17 protein-coding genes and 1 pseudogene are annotated in these 18,083 nt (G+C 38.8%); 7 read left to right on the forward strand and 11 right to left on the reverse strand.

Annotated features, from left to right (window positions below; all coding sequences use genetic code 11):
• Nucleotides 1-14: 14 nt before the first annotated feature.
• From A8M50_RS07605 to A8M50_RS07625, 5 genes are all read left to right on the forward strand, one after another.
• Entirely contained in the window at nt 15-1,001 is a 987-nt protein-coding gene (locus A8M50_RS07605; RefSeq protein WP_075564433.1) for a sialic acid TRAP transporter substrate-binding protein SiaP, read from the forward strand.
• Between the two features lie 71 nt (nt 1,002-1,072).
• A complete protein-coding gene (locus A8M50_RS07610; RefSeq protein WP_005646229.1) occupies nt 1,073-2,923 on the forward strand; it encodes a TRAP transporter large permease subunit in 1,851 nt (616 codons plus the stop codon).
• A 123-nt stretch (nt 2,924-3,046) separates the two neighbouring features.
• Nucleotides 3,047-4,174 (forward strand): N-acetylneuraminate epimerase, encoded by a 1,128-nt coding sequence (locus tag A8M50_RS07615; RefSeq protein ID WP_005646222.1) that lies wholly within the window; start codon nt 3,047-3,049, stop codon nt 4,172-4,174.
• Between the two features lie 88 nt (nt 4,175-4,262).
• Nucleotides 4,263-5,723, forward strand: a complete 1,461-nt coding sequence (gene nagE, locus A8M50_RS07620; protein WP_005646202.1) for an N-acetylglucosamine-specific PTS transporter subunit IIBC — start codon at nt 4,263-4,265, stop codon at nt 5,721-5,723.
• Between the two features lie 63 nt (nt 5,724-5,786).
• Nucleotides 5,787-6,221, forward strand: coding sequence for a methyltransferase family protein (locus tag A8M50_RS07625; protein WP_005646240.1), 435 nt, complete (start codon nt 5,787-5,789; stop codon nt 6,219-6,221).
• Nucleotides 6,222-6,264: 43 nt separating this feature from the next.
• Here A8M50_RS07625 and hflC read toward each other — a convergent pair whose 3' ends face one another.
• The 11 genes and pseudogenes from hflC to yceD all read right to left on the reverse strand — a co-directional run bounded on the left by hflC (nt 6,265) and on the right by yceD (nt 16,352).
• Complete coding sequence (gene hflC, locus A8M50_RS07630) at nt 6,265-7,152, reverse strand: protease modulator HflC (RefSeq protein WP_005646220.1); 888 nt, start codon at nt 7,150-7,152, stop codon at nt 6,265-6,267.
• Complete coding sequence (gene hflK / locus A8M50_RS07635) at nt 7,152-8,387, reverse strand: FtsH protease activity modulator HflK (protein WP_005646231.1); 1,236 nt, start codon at nt 8,385-8,387, stop codon at nt 7,152-7,154. The genes hflC and hflK overlap by 1 nt, the downstream gene beginning before the upstream one ends.
• A gap of 121 nt (nt 8,388-8,508) precedes the next feature.
• Complete coding sequence (locus A8M50_RS07640) at nt 8,509-9,216, reverse strand: 4'-phosphopantetheinyl transferase family protein (RefSeq protein ID WP_005646258.1); 708 nt, start codon at nt 9,214-9,216, stop codon at nt 8,509-8,511.
• Nucleotides 9,217-9,276: 60 nt separating this feature from the next.
• The gene (locus tag A8M50_RS07645) at nt 9,277-10,608 is read right to left on the reverse strand and encodes an anaerobic C4-dicarboxylate transporter (RefSeq protein WP_005646214.1); all 1,332 of its coding nucleotides are present in this window, start codon (nt 10,606-10,608) and stop codon (nt 9,277-9,279) included.
• A gap of 203 nt (nt 10,609-10,811) precedes the next feature.
• The gene (acpP, locus tag A8M50_RS07650) at nt 10,812-11,042 is read right to left on the reverse strand and encodes an acyl carrier protein (RefSeq protein ID WP_005627318.1); all 231 of its coding nucleotides are present in this window, start codon (nt 11,040-11,042) and stop codon (nt 10,812-10,814) included.
• Nucleotides 11,043-11,314: 272 nt separating this feature from the next.
• Nucleotides 11,315-12,043 (reverse strand): 3-oxoacyl-ACP reductase FabG, encoded by a 729-nt coding sequence (gene fabG / locus A8M50_RS07655; RefSeq protein ID WP_005646241.1) that lies wholly within the window; start codon nt 12,041-12,043, stop codon nt 11,315-11,317.
• Nucleotides 12,044-12,055: 12 nt separating this feature from the next.
• Complete coding sequence (fabD, locus tag A8M50_RS07660; protein ID WP_005646246.1) at nt 12,056-12,994, reverse strand: ACP S-malonyltransferase; 939 nt, start codon at nt 12,992-12,994, stop codon at nt 12,056-12,058.
• Between the two features lie 627 nt (nt 12,995-13,621).
• The gene (locus A8M50_RS07670) at nt 13,622-14,572 is read right to left on the reverse strand and encodes a beta-ketoacyl-ACP synthase III (protein ID WP_005646206.1); all 951 of its coding nucleotides are present in this window, start codon (nt 14,570-14,572) and stop codon (nt 13,622-13,624) included.
• A 20-nt stretch (nt 14,573-14,592) separates the two neighbouring features.
• Nucleotides 14,593-15,613 (reverse strand): annotated as a pseudogene (gene plsX / locus A8M50_RS07675) (phosphate acyltransferase PlsX).
• A gap of 21 nt (nt 15,614-15,634) precedes the next feature.
• Nucleotides 15,635-15,805, reverse strand: a complete 171-nt coding sequence (gene rpmF, locus A8M50_RS07680; protein ID WP_005544470.1) for a 50S ribosomal protein L32 — start codon at nt 15,803-15,805, stop codon at nt 15,635-15,637.
• Nucleotides 15,806-15,827: 22 nt separating this feature from the next.
• Nucleotides 15,828-16,352 (reverse strand): 23S rRNA accumulation protein YceD, encoded by a 525-nt coding sequence (gene yceD, locus A8M50_RS07685; RefSeq protein ID WP_005633285.1) that lies wholly within the window; start codon nt 16,350-16,352, stop codon nt 15,828-15,830.
• Between the two features lie 159 nt (nt 16,353-16,511).
• On the opposite strand from yceD, the gene asd reads away from it, so the two are divergent.
• On the forward strand, nt 16,512-17,381 hold the full coding sequence (gene asd / locus A8M50_RS07690; protein WP_032826582.1) for an archaetidylserine decarboxylase: 870 nt from the start codon (nt 16,512-16,514) through the stop codon (nt 17,379-17,381).
• A 24-nt stretch (nt 17,382-17,405) separates the two neighbouring features.
• Entirely contained in the window at nt 17,406-18,029 is a 624-nt protein-coding gene (gene bamJ / locus A8M50_RS07695; protein ID WP_005646256.1) for a BamJ family beta-barrel-assembly machinery protein, read from the forward strand.
• Nucleotides 18,030-18,083 lie beyond the last annotated feature (54 nt).

Raw genomic sequence — 18,083 nt, forward strand, 5'->3', positions numbered from 1 at the left:
ACACAGGAGCGAACATTATGAAATTTACTAAACTTTTCCTTGCAACTGCTATCACATTAGGCGTTTCTTCAGCCGTTTTTGCCGCAGATTATGACTTAAAATTTGGTATGAATGCGGGTACTTCATCTAATGAGTACAAAGCAGCAGAAATGTTTGCAAAAGAAGTAAAAGAAAAATCACATGGTAAAATTGAAGTTTCACTTTATCCAAGTTCACAACTTGGTGATGACCGTGCAATGTTAAAACAATTAAAAGACGGTTCTCTTGACTTCACTTTTGCTGAATCAGCTCGTTTCCAATTATTCTATCCTGAAGCAGCAGTGTTCGCGTTACCATATGTGATCACCGACTACAATGTTGCACAAAAAGCATTACAAGAAACCGCATTTGGTAAAGATTTAGTTCAAAAAATGAATAAAGAATTAGGCTTAACCTTATTATCACAAGCTTACAACGGTACTCGCCAAACAACTTCAAATAGAGCGATCAATAGCATTGCAGATATGAAAGGCTTAAAACTTCGTGTACCAAATGCTGCAACTAACTTAGCATACGCAAAATATGTAGGCGCATCGCCAACACCTATGGCATTCTCTGAAGTATATCTTGCACTTCAAACTAACTCTGTAGATGGTCAAGAAAACCCATTAGCAACAGTACAAGCGCAAAAATTCTATGAAGTGCAAAAATTCTTAGCGATGACTAACCACATTTTGAATGACCAACTTTATTTAGTGAGTAACGAAACTTATAAAGAATTACCAGAAGATCTTCAAAAAGTAGTCAAAGACGCCGCTGAAAATGCAGCAAAATACCACACTAAATTATTCGTAGATGGCGAAAAAGATTTAGTGACATTCTTTGAAAAACAAGGCGTTAAAGTGACTCACCCTGATTTAACTCCATTCAAAGATGCGATGAAACCATTCTATGCTGAGTTTGTAAAACAAACTGGTGAGAAAGGTGAAAAAGCATTAAAAGAAATCCAAGCTCTTAAATAATCTCTATCACGTGCGCCAGCAATTTGGTTGGCGCACTCATTTTCGTTCTCCACAATCTCCCGGAGTGAAGTATGAAATTTTTTAACAAACTTGAAGAATGGATTGGCGGCGCGCTATTCCTTGTCATCTTCGGTATTCTTGTTGCTCAAATCCTATTCCGCCAAGCTTTCCACTCGCCGTTAATTTGGAGTGAAGAACTCGCTAAGCTATTGTTTGTATATGTAGGTATGCTCGGTATTAGTGTTGCTATCCGCAAACAAGAACACGTTTACATCGACTTCTTAACCAATTTAATGCCTGCTTCTATCAAAAAAGTAACAAACTCTTTTGTGCAATTGATGATTTTCCTTGGCATTATTTTCTTTATCCATTTTGGTATTAAAACATTCCTTGGTGCAGATTTCCCTATTGACGCATTAGGTGGAATTTCAGAGAAATGGATTTATGCTTCTCTGCCGATCATTTCTATCCTAATGTTAGTGCGCTTCTTCCAAGCACAAGCAGACAATTTTAAAGAAGATAAAAGCTATTTACCGGCGACATTCTTCATTGTAAGTGCGGTCATTTTATTAGGCATTTTATTTACGTTCCCTGAGTGGTACAAAGTATTACGCATTACAGAATATGTGAAATTTGGGTCTAACTCCGTATACGTTGCCCTAATATTCTGGCTAGTTATTATGTTCCTGGGCGTGCCGGTAGGTTGGTCATTGTTTATCACTACATTGCTTTATTTCTCAATGACCAGATGGAACGTAGTAAACGCAGCAGCTGAAAAACTGACCATGAGTTTAGATAGTTTCTCATTACTTGCTGTGCCGTTTTATATCCTAACGGGTATTTTAATGAATACTGGCGGTATCACAGAACGTATCTTTAATTTCGCAAAAGCCTTACTCGGTCACTACACTGGTGGTATGGGTCATGTAAATATTGGTGCAAGTTTATTGTTCTCAGGGATGTCAGGTTCTGCACTTGCTGATGCGGGTGGCTTAGGTCAGTTAGAAATCAAGGCTATGCGCGATGCAGGTTATGATGATGATATTTGTGGTGGTATCACTGCAGCATCTTGTATCATCGGTCCATTAGTTCCACCAAGTATCGCCATGATTATTTACGGTGTAATCGCCAACGAATCCATTGCGAAACTCTTCGTTGCAGGTTTTGTACCAGGCATACTTGTAACAATTGCTTTGATGATCATGAACTACTACGTATCCAAAAAACGTGGTTATCCAAGAACACCAAAAGCAACTCGTGAAGAACTTTGCACATCATTCAAAAAAGCGTTCTGGGCAATTTTAACCCCATTACTCATCATCGGTGGTATCTTCTCTGGCTTATTTAGCCCAACAGAATCTGCCGTTGTTGCTGCGACTTATTCCGTAATCATTGGTAAATTCGTTTATAAAGAATTAACCATGAAAATGCTCTTTAATAGCTGCGTTGAAGCAATGGCAATTACTGGTGTGGTTGCATTAATGATTATGACTGTGACCTTCTTCGGAGATATGATCGCGCGTGAACAAGTTGCAATGCGTATTGCAGATGTATTCGTTGCCGTAGCTGATTCTCCACTTATGGTATTAGTCATGATCAATGCACTCTTGCTCTTCTTGGGTATGTTCATTGATGCATTAGCATTGCAATTCTTAGTGTTACCAATGTTAATTCCAATCGCAATGCAATTTAATATCGACTTAGTATTCTTCGGTGTAATGACTACCTTGAATATGATGATCGGTATCTTAACACCGCCAATGGGTATGGCTCTCTTTGTGGTGGCGCGTGTGGGTAATATGTCAGTATCCACTGTGACTAAAGGGGTATTGCCGTTCTTAATACCGATATTCTTAACATTAGTATTAATTACGATTTTCCCACAAATCATTACTTTTGTACCAAATCTATTGATGTCTTAACACTAAAGTGCGGTTAAAAAAAGTAAGGCTTTTATAACCGCACTTTTTTTATAAAATAAATCCTATTCAATGCGGTTTTATGAATAGCAAACCATAAACATAACTTAATAAATGAGGTTTATTATGAAATTGACAAAAACAGCATTATGCGCCGCACTTTTTACAACTGTTGCATTTTCAGCTAACGCACAAGCCTATCCAGATTTACCAGTAGGCATCAAAAGCGGAACTGGCGCACTCATCGGCGATACCGTATATGTAGGCTTAGGTTCAGGTGGCAATAAATTCTATTCTTTAGACTTAAAAGATCCTGCTGCACAATGGAAAGAAATTGCAGCATTCCCTGGTGGTGAACGTAATCAACCTGTTGCAGCAGCCGTAGATGGAAAACTTTATGTATTCGGTGGTTTGCAAAAAAATGAAAAGGGCGAACTCCAACTTGTTAATGATGCTTACAGCTACAACCCAGCTGATAATACTTGGGTGAAACTTCCTACTCGCTCTCCGCGTGGTTTAGTCGGTTCAAGCAGCGCATCTCACGGTGATAAAGTTTATATTTTAGGTGGTTCTAACCTCTCTATATTTAATGGTTTCTTCCAAGACACCGTGGCAGCAGGTGAAGATAAAGCGAAAAAAGATGAAATCGCAGCAGCTTATTTCGATCAACGTCCAGAAGATTATTTCTTCACAACAGAATTATTGAGCTATGAACCATCAACCAATAAATGGCGCAATGAAGGTCGTATTCCATTTTCTGGTCGTGCTGGTGCGGCATTCACTATCCAAGGCAATGACTTAGTGGTTGTTAATGGTGAAGTGAAACCGGGACTTCGTACCGCAGAAACGCATCAAGGTAAATTCACTGCTAAAGGTGTGCAATGGAAAAACTTACCTGACTTACCTGCGCCAAAAGGTAAATCACAAGATGGTTTAGCTGGTGCACTCGCAGGCTATAGTCATGGCCATTATTTAGTCACGGGTGGAGCAAACTTCCCTGGTTCAATTAAACAATTCAAAGAAGGCAAACTTCATGCGCATAAAGGTTTAACCAAAACATGGCATAATGAAGTTTATACTTTAAATAATGGTAAATGGAGTATCGTTGGTGAATTACCAATGAATATTGGCTATGGTTTCTCTGTGTCTTACAACAATAAAGTATTGCTCATCGGTGGTGAAACTGACGGTGGTAAAGCATTAACCAGCGTCAAAGCCATTAGCTACGATGGTAAAAAATTGACCGTTGAATAATTTGGCATAGAATAATGTATAAGGCTTGAGGCAAAGAATGGGCTCAAGCCTTTTGATTTCATCAAAATATAAAAATTAAGGAGATTATATGAGTGTACTTAGTTACGCACAAAAAATCGGTCAAGCCTTAATGGTGCCTGTGGCAGCCTTACCTGCTGCGGCATTATTAATGGGTATTGGCTATTGGATAGACCCAGATGGTTGGGGGGCAAACAGTCAATTAGCGGCATTATTAATTAAATCTGGTGCAGCAATTATTGACAACATGGGCTTACTCTTCGCTGTGGGCGTCGCGTTTGGGCTTGCAAAAGACAAACACGGTTCCGCCGCACTTTCAGGTCTTGTTGGTTTCTACGTAGTGACCACCCTACTTTCCCCTGCTGGTGTAGCACAATTACAACACATTGATATTAGTGAAGTGCCTGCAGCATTCAAAAAAATCAATAACCAATTTATCGGGATTTTAATTGGTGTGATTTCAGCTGAACTTTACAACCGTTTCTATCAAGTTGAATTACCAAAAGCGCTTTCGTTCTTTAGCGGAAAACGCCTCGTCCCAATTTTGGTTTCTTTCGTGATGATCGCCGTATCATTTGCCTTACTCTATATTTGGCCGCATATTTTTAACGCGCTCGTTTCATTTGGTGAATCCATCAAAGATTTAGGTGCAGTCGGTGCGGGGATCTACGGTTTCTTCAACCGCTTATTAATTCCTGTTGGCTTACACCATGCCTTGAACTCTGTATTCTGGTTTGACGTAGCGGGTATCAACGATATTCCAAACTTCTTGGGCGGTGCTAAATCCATTGCTGAAGGCACTGCAACTGTGGGGGTCACTGGTATGTATCAAGCTGGTTTCTTCCCAGTGATGATGTTTGGTTTACCGGGTGCTGCTCTTGCTATTTATCACTGCGCAAAACCAAATCAAAAAGTACAAGTGGCCTCAATTATGCTTGCGGGTGCATTAGCCTCTTTCTTTACAGGGATCACTGAACCGCTTGAATTCTCATTCATGTTCGTTGCGCCTGTACTTTATGTATTGCATGCGTTATTAACAGGTATCTCTGTATTCATTGCAGCCACAATGCACTGGATTGCAGGCTTCGGCTTTAGTGCTGGTTTAGTGGATATGGTACTTTCTAGCCGCAACCCACTTGCCGTTAGCTGGTATATGTTACTTGTACAAGGTATTGTATTCTTTGCTATCTATTATTTTGTGTTCCGTTTTGCAATTAATGCCTTTAATCTCAAAACGCTAGGACGTGAAGATAAAGCAGAAACAGCTGCCCCAACACAAAGCAACCAATCTCGCGAAGAAAGAGCGGTGAAATTTATTGCGGCTTTAGGTGGTTCAGAAAACTTCAAAACTGTGGATGCTTGTATCACTCGTTTACGCTTAACTTTAGTTGATCATCACAATATTAATGAAGATCAACTTAAAGCACTTGGTTCAAAAGGCAATGTAAAATTAGGTAATGATGGATTACAAGTCATTTTAGGGCCTGAGGCTGAACTTGTGGCAGAAGCGATTAAAGCAAAATTAAAATAAATTTTGACCGCACTTTACATGCCGTCTATCACTAGGCGGCATTTTTATTAATGAGATTTAGCGATGTTATTTATTCCACCACCACTACTCTGTTTATTAATTGGCACAGCAATGTATTTTTTGCCAAAAGTTGCTAGTTATTCTATCCATTTTGCAGTTATTGCCTTTGTCATTACTCTTTCATTTTTGATTGCTGGGGGCAGTGTGCTTCAGTTTTTTATCCGAAAAACGACCATCAATCCTCATAACTTTAAACATACAACACAATTAGTTTCTACAGGCATATTTAGATTTAGCCGTAATCCAATGTATTTAAGTTTGCTGTTAATGTTAATTGCATGGTCTCTTTGGTTGGGTAATAGTTTGGCTTGGTTAGGCGTGATTGTCTTTATACTAGTTATGAATCGCTTTCAAATAGCCCGAGAAGAAACCTATTTGGAAAGTAAATTTGGCGATGAATATCGTCGTTACAAACAAAAAGTAAGACGCTGGCTATAAAAAAACACCTTCACGAAGAAGGTGTTTTTTATCAATTTTAAATCTATTTCTTCGGTGCCTGCATAAAGCGGAAGAAATCACTATCTGGTTTTAAAATCATCATATTGTCAGAGCTTGCAAAACTTGCTTCATAGGCTTTTAAGCTACGTACAAAACTGAAGAATTGTGGTTCTTGAGCAAAAGCATCTGAATATAATTTTGCAGCTGCAGCATCGCCTGAACCTCGTAATTCTTGTGCAGTTTTATTTGCATTAGCAAGAATTAACGTCACTTTACGATCTACATCTGCTTGGATAAATGCAGCTTTTTCTTTACCTTGAGAACGGTGTTCACGCGCGACTGCATCACGTTCTGCACGCATACGTTGATAAATTGAAGAAGATACTTCATCCGGTAAATTAATTTGTTTTACACGCACATCAATTACTTCAATACCCAATTCTGCCGTACTATCTTGCCCTGAATTTAAAGCTTTTTTTGCCCCTTCCATTAATTCACCACGCGTACCAGAAACGATATCTTTAATGGTTCTTGTACCAATTTCAGAACGCAAACGGTCATTTACTTTACGGCTTAACAAGCTTGAAGCTTGGGTATAATCGCCACCACCAGTAGATGTATAGAATCGACCAAAATCACTAATCTTCCATTTCACATAAGAATCTACTAGCAAGTCTTTTTTCTCAACAGTAACAAAACGTGTTGCCGATCCATCTAAAGTACGAATACGTGCATCTAAAACTTTAATGCTATCAATCAAAGGAACTTTAAAATGCAAGCCTGGTTCATATACCACCACTTTATTATCTGCATCACGTTGTACTTTGTTGAATCGCAACATAATACCTCGAGTACCTTCAGTCACGACCACAACACTGGAATACAACACTGCAGCAATGACAAAAATAGCTGGTAATAAAAATTTACGCATTAGTTAAATCTCCCTTGGCGAATCGGCTCAACAGTGCTTGGTAGTTGGCTTGAAGAATGATTAATACGCTCTGGCTGTGATAAAACAGGCGCAGATTCTACCGCTCTTTCTGTTACGGCTGACGCTTTAGCTGATACTTTTTTACCCATGATTTGTTCTAACGGTAACACAGTTAAATTGTTACCATTATTGCCATCAAGCATCACTTTTGGCGTATTTGCCATGACTTTTTCCATGGTTTGAATATATAAACGCTCACGCAGTAAATCTGGCGCAGCTTTAAATTCAGGCAACAAACGCTGCAAACGTTCCACTTCGCCTCGTGCATCTAACACGATACGATCTTTATAAGCTGTCGCTTCTTCAATAATACGTTGTGCATCACCACGCGCAATCGGCTCTTTCTCTCGAGCATAGGCTTCTGCTTCACGAATGAAACGTTGTTCATCTTCCTGCGCTTTAATCGCATCATCAAACGCATCTTTGACTTCTTCAGGTGGGCGCGCAGATTGGAAGTTCACATCAATAACCTCAAGTCCCATATCATAGGATTTAATAATGTCATTTAATGCTTTCCACGTATCTTCACGAACAACCGCACGACCTGTTGTTAAAATATCATTCATTGACATATGGCCGATCACATAACGCAATGCGCTGTCAGTCGCTTGACCTAGACTATCATCCGCATTCGTCACGCTAAAACGATATTTAGCAGGATCTTGCACACGATATTGCACGGTCATTTCCACACGAACCATATTTTCATCTTTAGTCAGCATTGAACCTTGCGTGCGAAGTTCTTTAACTTGCTCTACATTCACTGGTAATACTTTATCTACAAATGTTGGTTTCCAGTTCAAACCAGGTTGAACAATAGAATGCAATTCACCAAAACGAAGCACCACACCACGCTCAGCCTCTTTAATGGTGTAGAAACCACTTACGCCCCAAATAATCGCACCAATAGCCACGGCAAGTGGAACCACTTTTCCAAAATTAAATGGCGTACTGTTTTGAGAACCACCATTATTTTGACCGCTCTTTTTATTTCCACCACCTAATTTTCTGAGAAGGTTATTAAAAATCTCCTCAATATCTGGCGGAGATTGTTCTTGATTCCCACGATTTTGATTGTTATTCCATCCATTATTATTGGATGAATTTTCCGGCTGTTGGTCGTTGCTTTGCCCTGGTTTACTCCAAGGATCGCGATCTGAACCGTTCTGTGACATTTCATTCTCCATTTGTCAAAAAATTGTTAAGAGTTTAGCTAAATAAATGGGGCTCGTCTATGAAAATACAAGGCTTTTTAGGCAATAAAAAATCCTTGATTTTACACAAAGATTTTCTTGATTAATTCACATTATAAAGAACGCATTTTTGAAGTTCTTTTATCTGTAAACTTTCCCCACTCCATTCATAAAAGTGCGGTATTTTTTCTTGATGATTGACAAAAGCGGCTAAATAAACAGGGAGTTCATCAGTAAACCATAACTGGCCTTTCGGGCAATAATCTGAAAAAATTTTTTGTTGTTCAGGAAAATGACGAACATTGGATAATTTTACGATCCCAAATCCTTGAGATTTCAATACAGCCTCTCTCAAACACCAACAACGATAAAAAGTCTTCAAAGAATCCTGCTGATGATGAAACCAATCAATTTCTTCTTTTGGTGCAATATGTTCCATCAACGCCGTAAAATTTCTTATTTTAGGAAATTCAATATCAATTCCAACCGCACTTTTTTCTTCATTTCTAATATCTAATATTACCGCCACCCAATCACCAGAATGGCTAATATTAAAATCTATTCGCTCATCAAGAAAATAAGGTCTGCCACTTTCAGTACGATGAATTTGAGATAAAAGTGCGGTGGATTTTCCTGATATTTTTAGAAGTTGGAAAAGTAATAAATGAGCAAGCCTACGGCACTGATGACGCTGAAAAACACGCGAGCTATCGGTTTCAATTTGATATAGATTTTCTGGAATCAGTTCATCGGGTAACGATTCCAAAGAAAAAGGTTGATTTATATTGCCGTAAGCGATGTAGGTTGTCATAAAAATAAAAGCACCATTCAAAGGTGCTTTAATATTAAAAGGATTTAGTTTGTGTGTAAATTAGCGAATCACTAATTCCGCTACAGAAACACCGACCAAGCAAGCGACAACAACCCCAATTAAACCTGGCACCATGAAACTGTGGTTAAAATAATATTTACCAATTTTCGTTGTACCCGTTACATCAAAGTTTACTGTTGCAATATCTGATGGATAATTTGGAATAAAGAAATAGGCATAAGTTGCAGGCATTAAACCAACCAAGATTGGTGCTGGAATTCCTAAACCAATACCAACAGGTAATAACATAACTGCAGTTGCAGCTTGGCTATTAATTACGACTGAAACTGCAAATAATGCCAAGGCGAATGTCCAAGGATAAGTTTGAACCATATCAGTAATCGCGGCTTTAAATTCTGGCATTGCATATTGGAAGTAAGTATCGCTCATCCAAGCAATACCATAAATCGCAATCGCTGCCACCATACCAGACTTAAATACCACGCCATTTGGCACGATTTGAGGATTCGTTTTCGTTGCGAGTAAAATCACACCACCAAAACAAAGCATCATCATTTGGATGATTAGCGACATGGAAATTGCTTTTCCGCTACCGATAGTACGAATTTCAGGAATCATCGCAATCGCAACAATCACCACCAATGCTAGTAAGAACAAATAAACTGATTTTTTAGCACCTTGTGGAAGGGCTTCATTCAATGTTGTGCTTGTAGTATTTAAAATTCGTTCGCTCCATACTGGATCTTGTAAGCGACGTTGATATTCAGGATCTTGTTCCAACTCTTTACCACGACGCATACTATATAAAGAAAGCGCTATCGTACCCGCTAAGGTTGCAGGAACAGTCACACAAATAATATCTAACAAACTAATATGCTCAAAACCCGGTATTGCAGTAATTTTACCTAGATAGAAGACAACAGCTGCAGAGAGTGGACTAGATGTGATCGCTAATTGAGATGCCACCGAAGACGCCGCCATTGGCCGTTCTGGACGGATTTTGTTTTTCAATGCAACATCACCAATGATTGGCATAATTGTGTAAACAGAGTGGCCAGTACCAAGCATAAACGTTAATAAATACACGACTAATGGGCCGAGTAAAGTTACTCGTTTTGGATTTTTACGGAGAATGCGTTCGGCAATTTGTAACATAAATTTCAAACCGCCTGCAGCTTCAAGTACGGATGCACAAGTCACTACTGCAAGAATGATGAGCATTACATCAATCGGTGCTTTCCCCACTGGCATACGGAATACGAAAACTTCTATAGCAAGACCGATACCAGAAACAACGCCTAATCCGATACCACCGTAACGGCTTCCCATATAAAGCATTAATAATAAGAATAAAAATTCTAAATAAAGCATAATTACCTCAAAAATAAAAAAACTGTAAAAATAATACCCTTTTTGAGGCATAAAACTAAATATTTTTTAAATTTTAGAGCAAGAATTTAATTAAAAGGTAATTCAGATCAATTTTACAATTCAGGAATAGAGAAAAGTGCGGTGATGTTAGAAAGAAATTTTTGAAAAAAATTAGGCGACTTAAAAAGTCGCCCAACTTGAAATTATTGATTGTTTTGCACGTAGTCAATCGCAGATTGAACAGTTGTGATTTTTTCAGCTTCTTCATCTGGAATTTCGATATCGAATTCTTCTTCTAAAGCCATTACTAATTCAACTGTGTCTAAAGAGTCCGCACCTAAATCTTCAACGAAAGAAGCTTCAGATTTAACATCTTCTTCTTTAACACCTAATTGTTCAACGATGATTTTTTTCACGCGTTCTTCAATACTCATTTGTTTTTCCTATTTTGTTGGTTTTAACTCATAAAAGAGCGGTTAGTGTATGTATTTTTTATCAACTTGCAACTATTTTATAGGCTGGTCGCACCACAAAACGAGCAATCTGAATACACACATTAAAAATAGTTACGTACCTTTGCATACGCTCAAGGCGTAACCAAGCTACACTGCGAGTGGGATTCTAACATTATCTAAAATCTTTGGCTATGATTTTGTGTTTAGAACGTCACTCAAGTCTAAATAAAGAGAAATGCTGATTTTCAGCATTAGCTCATATATAAACCACCATTTACATGCAACGTTGTGCCTGTAATGTAAGCCGCATCATCAGAAGCTAAGAAAGCAACGGCTTTAGCAATATCTTTAGCTTCGCCTAAACGACCTGCTGGAACATTAGATAAAATACCCGCTTTTTGTTCATCCGTAAGCACTTCTGTCATATCCGTTGCAATAAAACCTGGAGCAACCACATTTACAGTAATACCACGTGCAGCGACTTCTTTCGCTAAAGATTTAGAAAAACCAATCACGCCCGCTTTTGCCGCACAATAGTTAGCTTGTCCTGGATTACCCATTGAACCAACCACTGAACCAATATTGATGATACGACCAAAACGTTTTTTCATCATTGAACGTAACATGGCTTTAGAAAGATGATACACCGAAGTTAAGTTAGTTTGCATAATATCAAACCACTCATCATCTTTCATACGCATCAATAAATTATCGCGAGTAATACCAGCGTTATTCACGAGAATATCAATATCGCCAAAATCATTTTTAATTTTCTCAAGTAAAGTTTCAATAGATTCTTTATCCGTTACGTTTAAAACTAAACCTTTACCTTTATCTCCTAAATATGCAGAAATTGCCTCTGCACCTTTTTCAGATGTTGCAGTACCAATAACAAATGCACCTTTTGAGCTAAGTTCTTCTGCAATCGCACGACCGATACCACGAGTAGCCCCTGTCACTAAAGCAATTTTACCTTGCATTTTTCCTTCCTTTTACGCTAAAAATTCTTCTAAGGCATTGAATGATGCAACATCATTTACAGATATTGCTTGTAAATCACCCACAATGCGTTTAGTTAAACCATTTAATACTTTACCCGGTCCCACTTCAACAAGCGCTTGAACACCATCTTGTGCCATTTTTTCAACTGTTTCAGTCCAACGAACTGGGCTATATAACTGACGAACAAGTGCGGTACGAATTTCTGCACCTTCAGTTTCAGCTTTCACATCAACGTTATTTAATACCGATGTTGTTGGTGTATTAATTTGAATATTCTCAAGTGTTACCGCTAATTGCTCAGCTGCAGGTTTCATCAAGGCACAGTGAGAAGGTACGCTCACCGCTAATGGCAATGCGCGCTTAGCGCCTGCTTCTTTACATAATGCAGCCGCACGCTCAACTGCAGCTTTCGCACCCGCAATAACTACTTGGCCTGGTGAGTTAAAGTTCACCGCAGATACTACTTCGCCTTCCTCTGCTTGTTTACAAGCATTAATAATCGCTTCATTATCCAAACCAATGATCGCATACATTGCGCCAGTGCCTTCAGGCACAGCTTGTTGCATTAGTTTTCCGCGCAATTCCACTAATTTAATCGCATCTTGGAAATCTAACACGCCAGCACAAACCAAGGCAGAATACTCACCTAAGCTATGACCTGCCATTACTTCTGGTTTTAATTGAGGAAATTTTTCTTGCCATACGCGATAAATAGCTATTGACGCTGCCAAAAGTGCGGGCTGAGTTTGCCAAGTTTTATTAAGTTCTTCAGCAGGGCCTTGTTGAACAAGATGCCATAAATCATAACCAAGCGCATCAGATGCTTGTTTAAATGTTTCAGTAACGATTGGATATTCAGTTGCAAGATCAGCAAGCATACCGACAGTTTGGGAGCCTTGGCCTGGGAAGACCATTGCAAATTTTTTCATTATGTTTTGTCCTATTGTTTTTTAATTGAAAATTCTTCTTCGGTAATTAAAATCGGGTTTCGCCGATGGCGACTTACTTTTTCTTTGCCTCGCCAAAGAAAAAATAAGCAAAAAGAAAGGCGCCCCTGCTTTTCCTTATTTCCTTTGTTCCATTGAATTTGCTTAACGGAAATTTTCTGAACTCGCTACGCTCAAACAGACGAAAATTTCCTACAAATTCAATTCCACAAAGGAGGAAAAGAAGGGAACCAAATTTGTTCTTTCTCCGATTTAAAGTGCGGTCAAAACTCAAAATATTTTTTGTTCTTAAAATGAATTCAAAATTAACCGCACTTTTTAAATAATGCTCCGATAAATTCGGGCCCCCATATAAATCGCCTTTGCGACTTTCAATTTTTAGGCAATTTGCGTCTGTTTGAGCGCAGCGAGTTCAGCAAATTGTCGTTAAGAAAATTGAAACAAAGCAAAGAACAGCGATTTAACTGGGGCGTGTTTTCTTTGCCAACTTTCTTTTACACGAGTAGAAGAAAGTTGGTCGCCGTCAGGCGAAACCTGACAACAAAATACCAAAAGTGCGGTCAAAATTAACCGCACTTTTTAAATTACTTATCCATTCTAACAAATTAATTAGAAGCGTACTAATGCTGAACCCCAAGTCCAACCACCGCCAAAGGCTTCTAATAATAATAACTGCCCACGTTGAATACGGCCATCTCGAACAGCCTCATCTAAAGCGACTGGCACAGTTGCTGCACTGTTGTTAGCGTATTTATCTAACGTTACCACCACTTGCGACATATCCATTTCTAATTTTTTAGCTGTTGCTGTAATAATGCGTAAATTTGCTTGGTGTGGCACAAGCCAGTCTAAATCTTTTTTATCTAAATTATTTGCTAAAAGCGTTTCTTCTACCACATTTGAAAGTTCACGAACTGCCAATTTAAACGTTTCGTTACCTTGCATCTCTATATATCCAGACTTTTCTACACCACGTTCTGGCTGAGCTAAAACAAGCGCATTATTTTTATCTGCTGAAGCATGTAAATGAGTAGAAATAATCCCTTCTTGTTCACTCGCTTCAAGAATGACCGCGCCCGCACCATCACCAAATAGCACAACAGTACTGCGATCTGTTTCATCTAATTTACGAGAATTGAGATCTGAACCAATCACTAAGGCTTTTTTCACCTTGCCGGCACGAATAAATTGATCTGCTACGCTCAATGCATAGACAAAGCCTGTACAAGCTGCGGCTAAATCAAAAGAAATCGCATCATCAATATTTAATAACCCTTGTACTTGGCACGCGGCACTTGGATAAGCGTGTGAGTTACTTGTTGTTGCAACAATAATAAGTTCAATATCTTGAGGATTAATTTGAGCAGCTTCGATCGCATTTTTTGCTGCTTCAAATCCCATTGTTGCAACAGTTTCATCTGCCGCTGCGATACGACGTTCACGAATACCGGAACGAGTGACAATCCATTCATCTGATGTATCAACCATTTTTTCCAATTCCGCATTTGTACGGATGTAGCTTGGTAAATAACTACCAGTAGATAAAATTCTGCTATTCATAATAAATAAAAATTAAGTCATTAATAACGAGCAAGCCCAGCCAATATTTTTTCTGGAAGTTGCTGGCGAGCTTGGAAAGCGGCATCAGCAATAGCATGTGCAAAAGCATTCACATTTGCGCTACCGTGACTTTTTACCACCACAGCTTTTAAACCAATAAGTGATGCGCCATTATATTCATCAGGGTTAATTCGTTTCAAGCGTTTATAACGTTGTTTAAATACAAAGCGAAAAAGCCAAGCAAGAATGGGCTTTATAAAACGTGAATTCACTTTATCTTTAAACAGAGATAACAAATTTCTCACCGCCCCTTCTAAGGTTTTCAACGCTATATTGCCTGCAAATCCATCACTCACAATCACGTCGGCTTTCCCATTCAGTAAAACATCACCTTCGATAAATCCGACATAATTAAGTGCGGTTGATTTTTGCAGTAAATTAGCAGCATCACGAATAGATTGATGGCCTTTAATTTCTTCAATACCTATATTCAATAATCCAATTCTCGGATACACCAAATTAAGACGAGCTTCAGCAAAAATCGCCGCCCATTATAGCAAATTGATAAAGATTTTCCGCACTACACTCAATATTTGCACCAAGATCCAACATCACTGATTTTTCACCATCAATGGTCGGAATCAAAGAAATCAATGCAGGGCGTGCAATACCTTGTAAAGGCTGCAATAAAATCTTCGATAATCCCATTAATGCCGCTGTATTGCCCGCACTGACACAACCTTGCGCTTCGCCACGTTGTACCGTTTCTAATGCTAAACGCATTGATGTACCTTTACTATGACGCAACGCATAAGATATGCCTTGATTATTTTCTATAACACTTGAGCAATGTTGAACTTGTATTCGTTCTAAAACTGATTGAGAACAGTTATTGAGAAAAGGAGAAATTTGTTGGCTATCGCCAAAGAGGATTAAAGAAAGCTCAGGATCATTTTCCAACGCTAAAAGAGAGGCAGGGATAGTAATACGGGGACCAATGTCCCCGCCCATCACATCTAACGCCAAGGTTAGACGAGTCAAGTGAATACCTATAAGTAAAAATTACTTATTGATCACCTTACGACCACGGTAGTAACCGTCTGCAGTTACGTGGTGGCGTAAGTGAGTTTCACCGCTTGCTTTATCCACTGATACTGCAGCAGTAGTTAACGCATCGTGTGAACGACGCATGTCACGACGTGAACGAGATTTTTTATTTTGTTGAACAGCCATTGGCCATACTCCTAAATTTAATTTACTTTTGCTTTAAATTAGCTAATACAGCGAACGGGTTCGGTTTTTTTGCCAATTCGTCAGGCAATTCGCCAAAAACCTGTTCCTGCGCGGACACTTCACAGTGTTCAGATGAATGCATTGGTACAAGCGGCAAAGCTAAAATTAGCTCATCTTCCACCGTGCCAATTAAATCTATTTCGCCAAACTCATTGAACTCGATTGGCTCATAAATTTCCGGCAATACATCAGCTTGATCCCAATTAGCCACTGGACTATAAGTAAACTCACATTCCAATGTTTGTTTGTAAGGCTCGTTACAACGCTGACATTCTAATTCAACATCAACTTGTACTTTACCTTTCATCACCACTAATTTTTGTGGATCAATATAAAACGATAATGTTACCTGTGCATCGCTGAGCACGTTTACCACTGATTCCGCCAAACGCTCAAGCTGATTAGCAGCATAATAACCAACATAATCAAGCCGTCTTTGAGCATCTTTTACCGGATCAACGGTTAGGGGTAGTTTTACCTTTTGCATAGGGCGTGAATATTACCTGTTGTTGCGAAGATAGTCAAAGGGAAATCACATTTTTTATTGGATAACTCAATAAAGGAAATTATCCGCTAACTAAAAAGGTTGGAACTATAACAAAAATTGCTATAATCACGCCTCTTTTTTTAACAAGGAAAGATAATGATGACTTCAAACTCTTATTGGCAACGCTTAAAAGTGGCATTTCAATATGTCATGCCGCAAATTTATTTAACCCAAATTGCAGGCTGGTTTGCTAAACAAAAATGGGGTGTGCTAACCCATGTTGTAATTAAAGCTTTTGCGAAAAAATACAACATTGATATGAGCATTGCGCAAAAAGAACAATTTTCTGATTACGCAAGTTTTAATGAATTTTTTATTCGTCCGTTAAAAGAAAACGCGCGTCCAATTAATCAAAATCCTACCGCACTTTGTTTACCTGCTGATGGACGCATTAGCGAGTGCGGTCATATTGACGATAATCTTTTATTGCAAGCTAAAGGGCATTTTTTCAGCCTAGAAGACTTACTGGCAGAAGATAAAGAATTAGTGGAAACCTTTAAAAATGGTGAATTTGCTACCACTTATCTTTCTCCTCGTGATTACCACCGAGTGCATATGCCGTGCGATGGTACGCTACGCAAAATGATTTATGTGCCAGGCGATTTATTCTCTGTGAACCCATTTTTAGCCCAACATGTACCAAATTTATTTGCGCGTAATGAACGCGTGATTTGTGTTTTTGATACTAAATTTGGCACAATGGTACAAATTTTAGTCGGAGCAACCATCACAGCAAGTATTGGCACAACTTGGGCGGGCGTAATTAATCCACCGCGCCACAATGAAGTGAAAACTTGGACTTATGAAGACGAAAGTGCGGTCAAATTATTGAAAGGTCAAGAAATGGGTTGGTTCCAACTTGGTTCGACAGTAATTAATTTATTCCAAGCAAATCAAGTCCGTTTAGCTGATCATTTAAGCGTCAACGAACCTGTTCGCATGGGCGAAATCTTGGCATATAAAAAATAATTTTTAACGAAAGGAAAACATCAAATGAATTTTGAACAAGTAAAATTAGAAAGCGTTTCTGAAAAAGGTAGCTACGGTATTGGTTTGCAAATTGGCCAACAATTAGCCGATAGCCAAATGGAAATCACCGTTGAAGCTGTAGCGAAAGGGATTTTTGACGCATTAAATCATAATCAACCTGCATTAGACATCAATGAGTTAATGCATTCGGTTCAGGCACTTCAACAACAAGCAGCTGAAACACAACAAGCGCAATTTAAAGCCATTGAAGAAGAAGGCAAAAAATTCTTAGAAGAAAATGCGAAAAAAGCAGGTGTAAACGTAACCGACAGCGGTTTGCAATACGAAATCATGACTGAAGGTAATGGCGCAAAACCAGCTGCAACAGATAAAGTGCGTGTACACTACACTGGTACATTACCAAATGGCACCGTATTCGACAGCTCTGTGGCTCGTGGCACACCAGCTGAATTCCCAGTAAATGGCGTTATTCGTGGTTGGGTTGAAGCATTACAAATGATGCCTGTCGGCTCTAAATGGAAACTCACTATTCCACACGAACTTGCTTACGGTGAACGTGGCGCTGGCGCATCAATTCCACCATTCTCAACACTCGTATTTGAAGTAGAATTATTAGATATTCTTTAATCTAAAATAAAAAAGGAGGATATTTTTATCCTCCTAAATCAACCATCCTAAAGT

The sequence above is a fragment of the Haemophilus haemolyticus genome (genome assembly GCF_001679045.1).
Classification (GTDB): Bacteria; Pseudomonadota; Gammaproteobacteria; order Enterobacterales; family Pasteurellaceae; genus Haemophilus; species Haemophilus haemolyticus.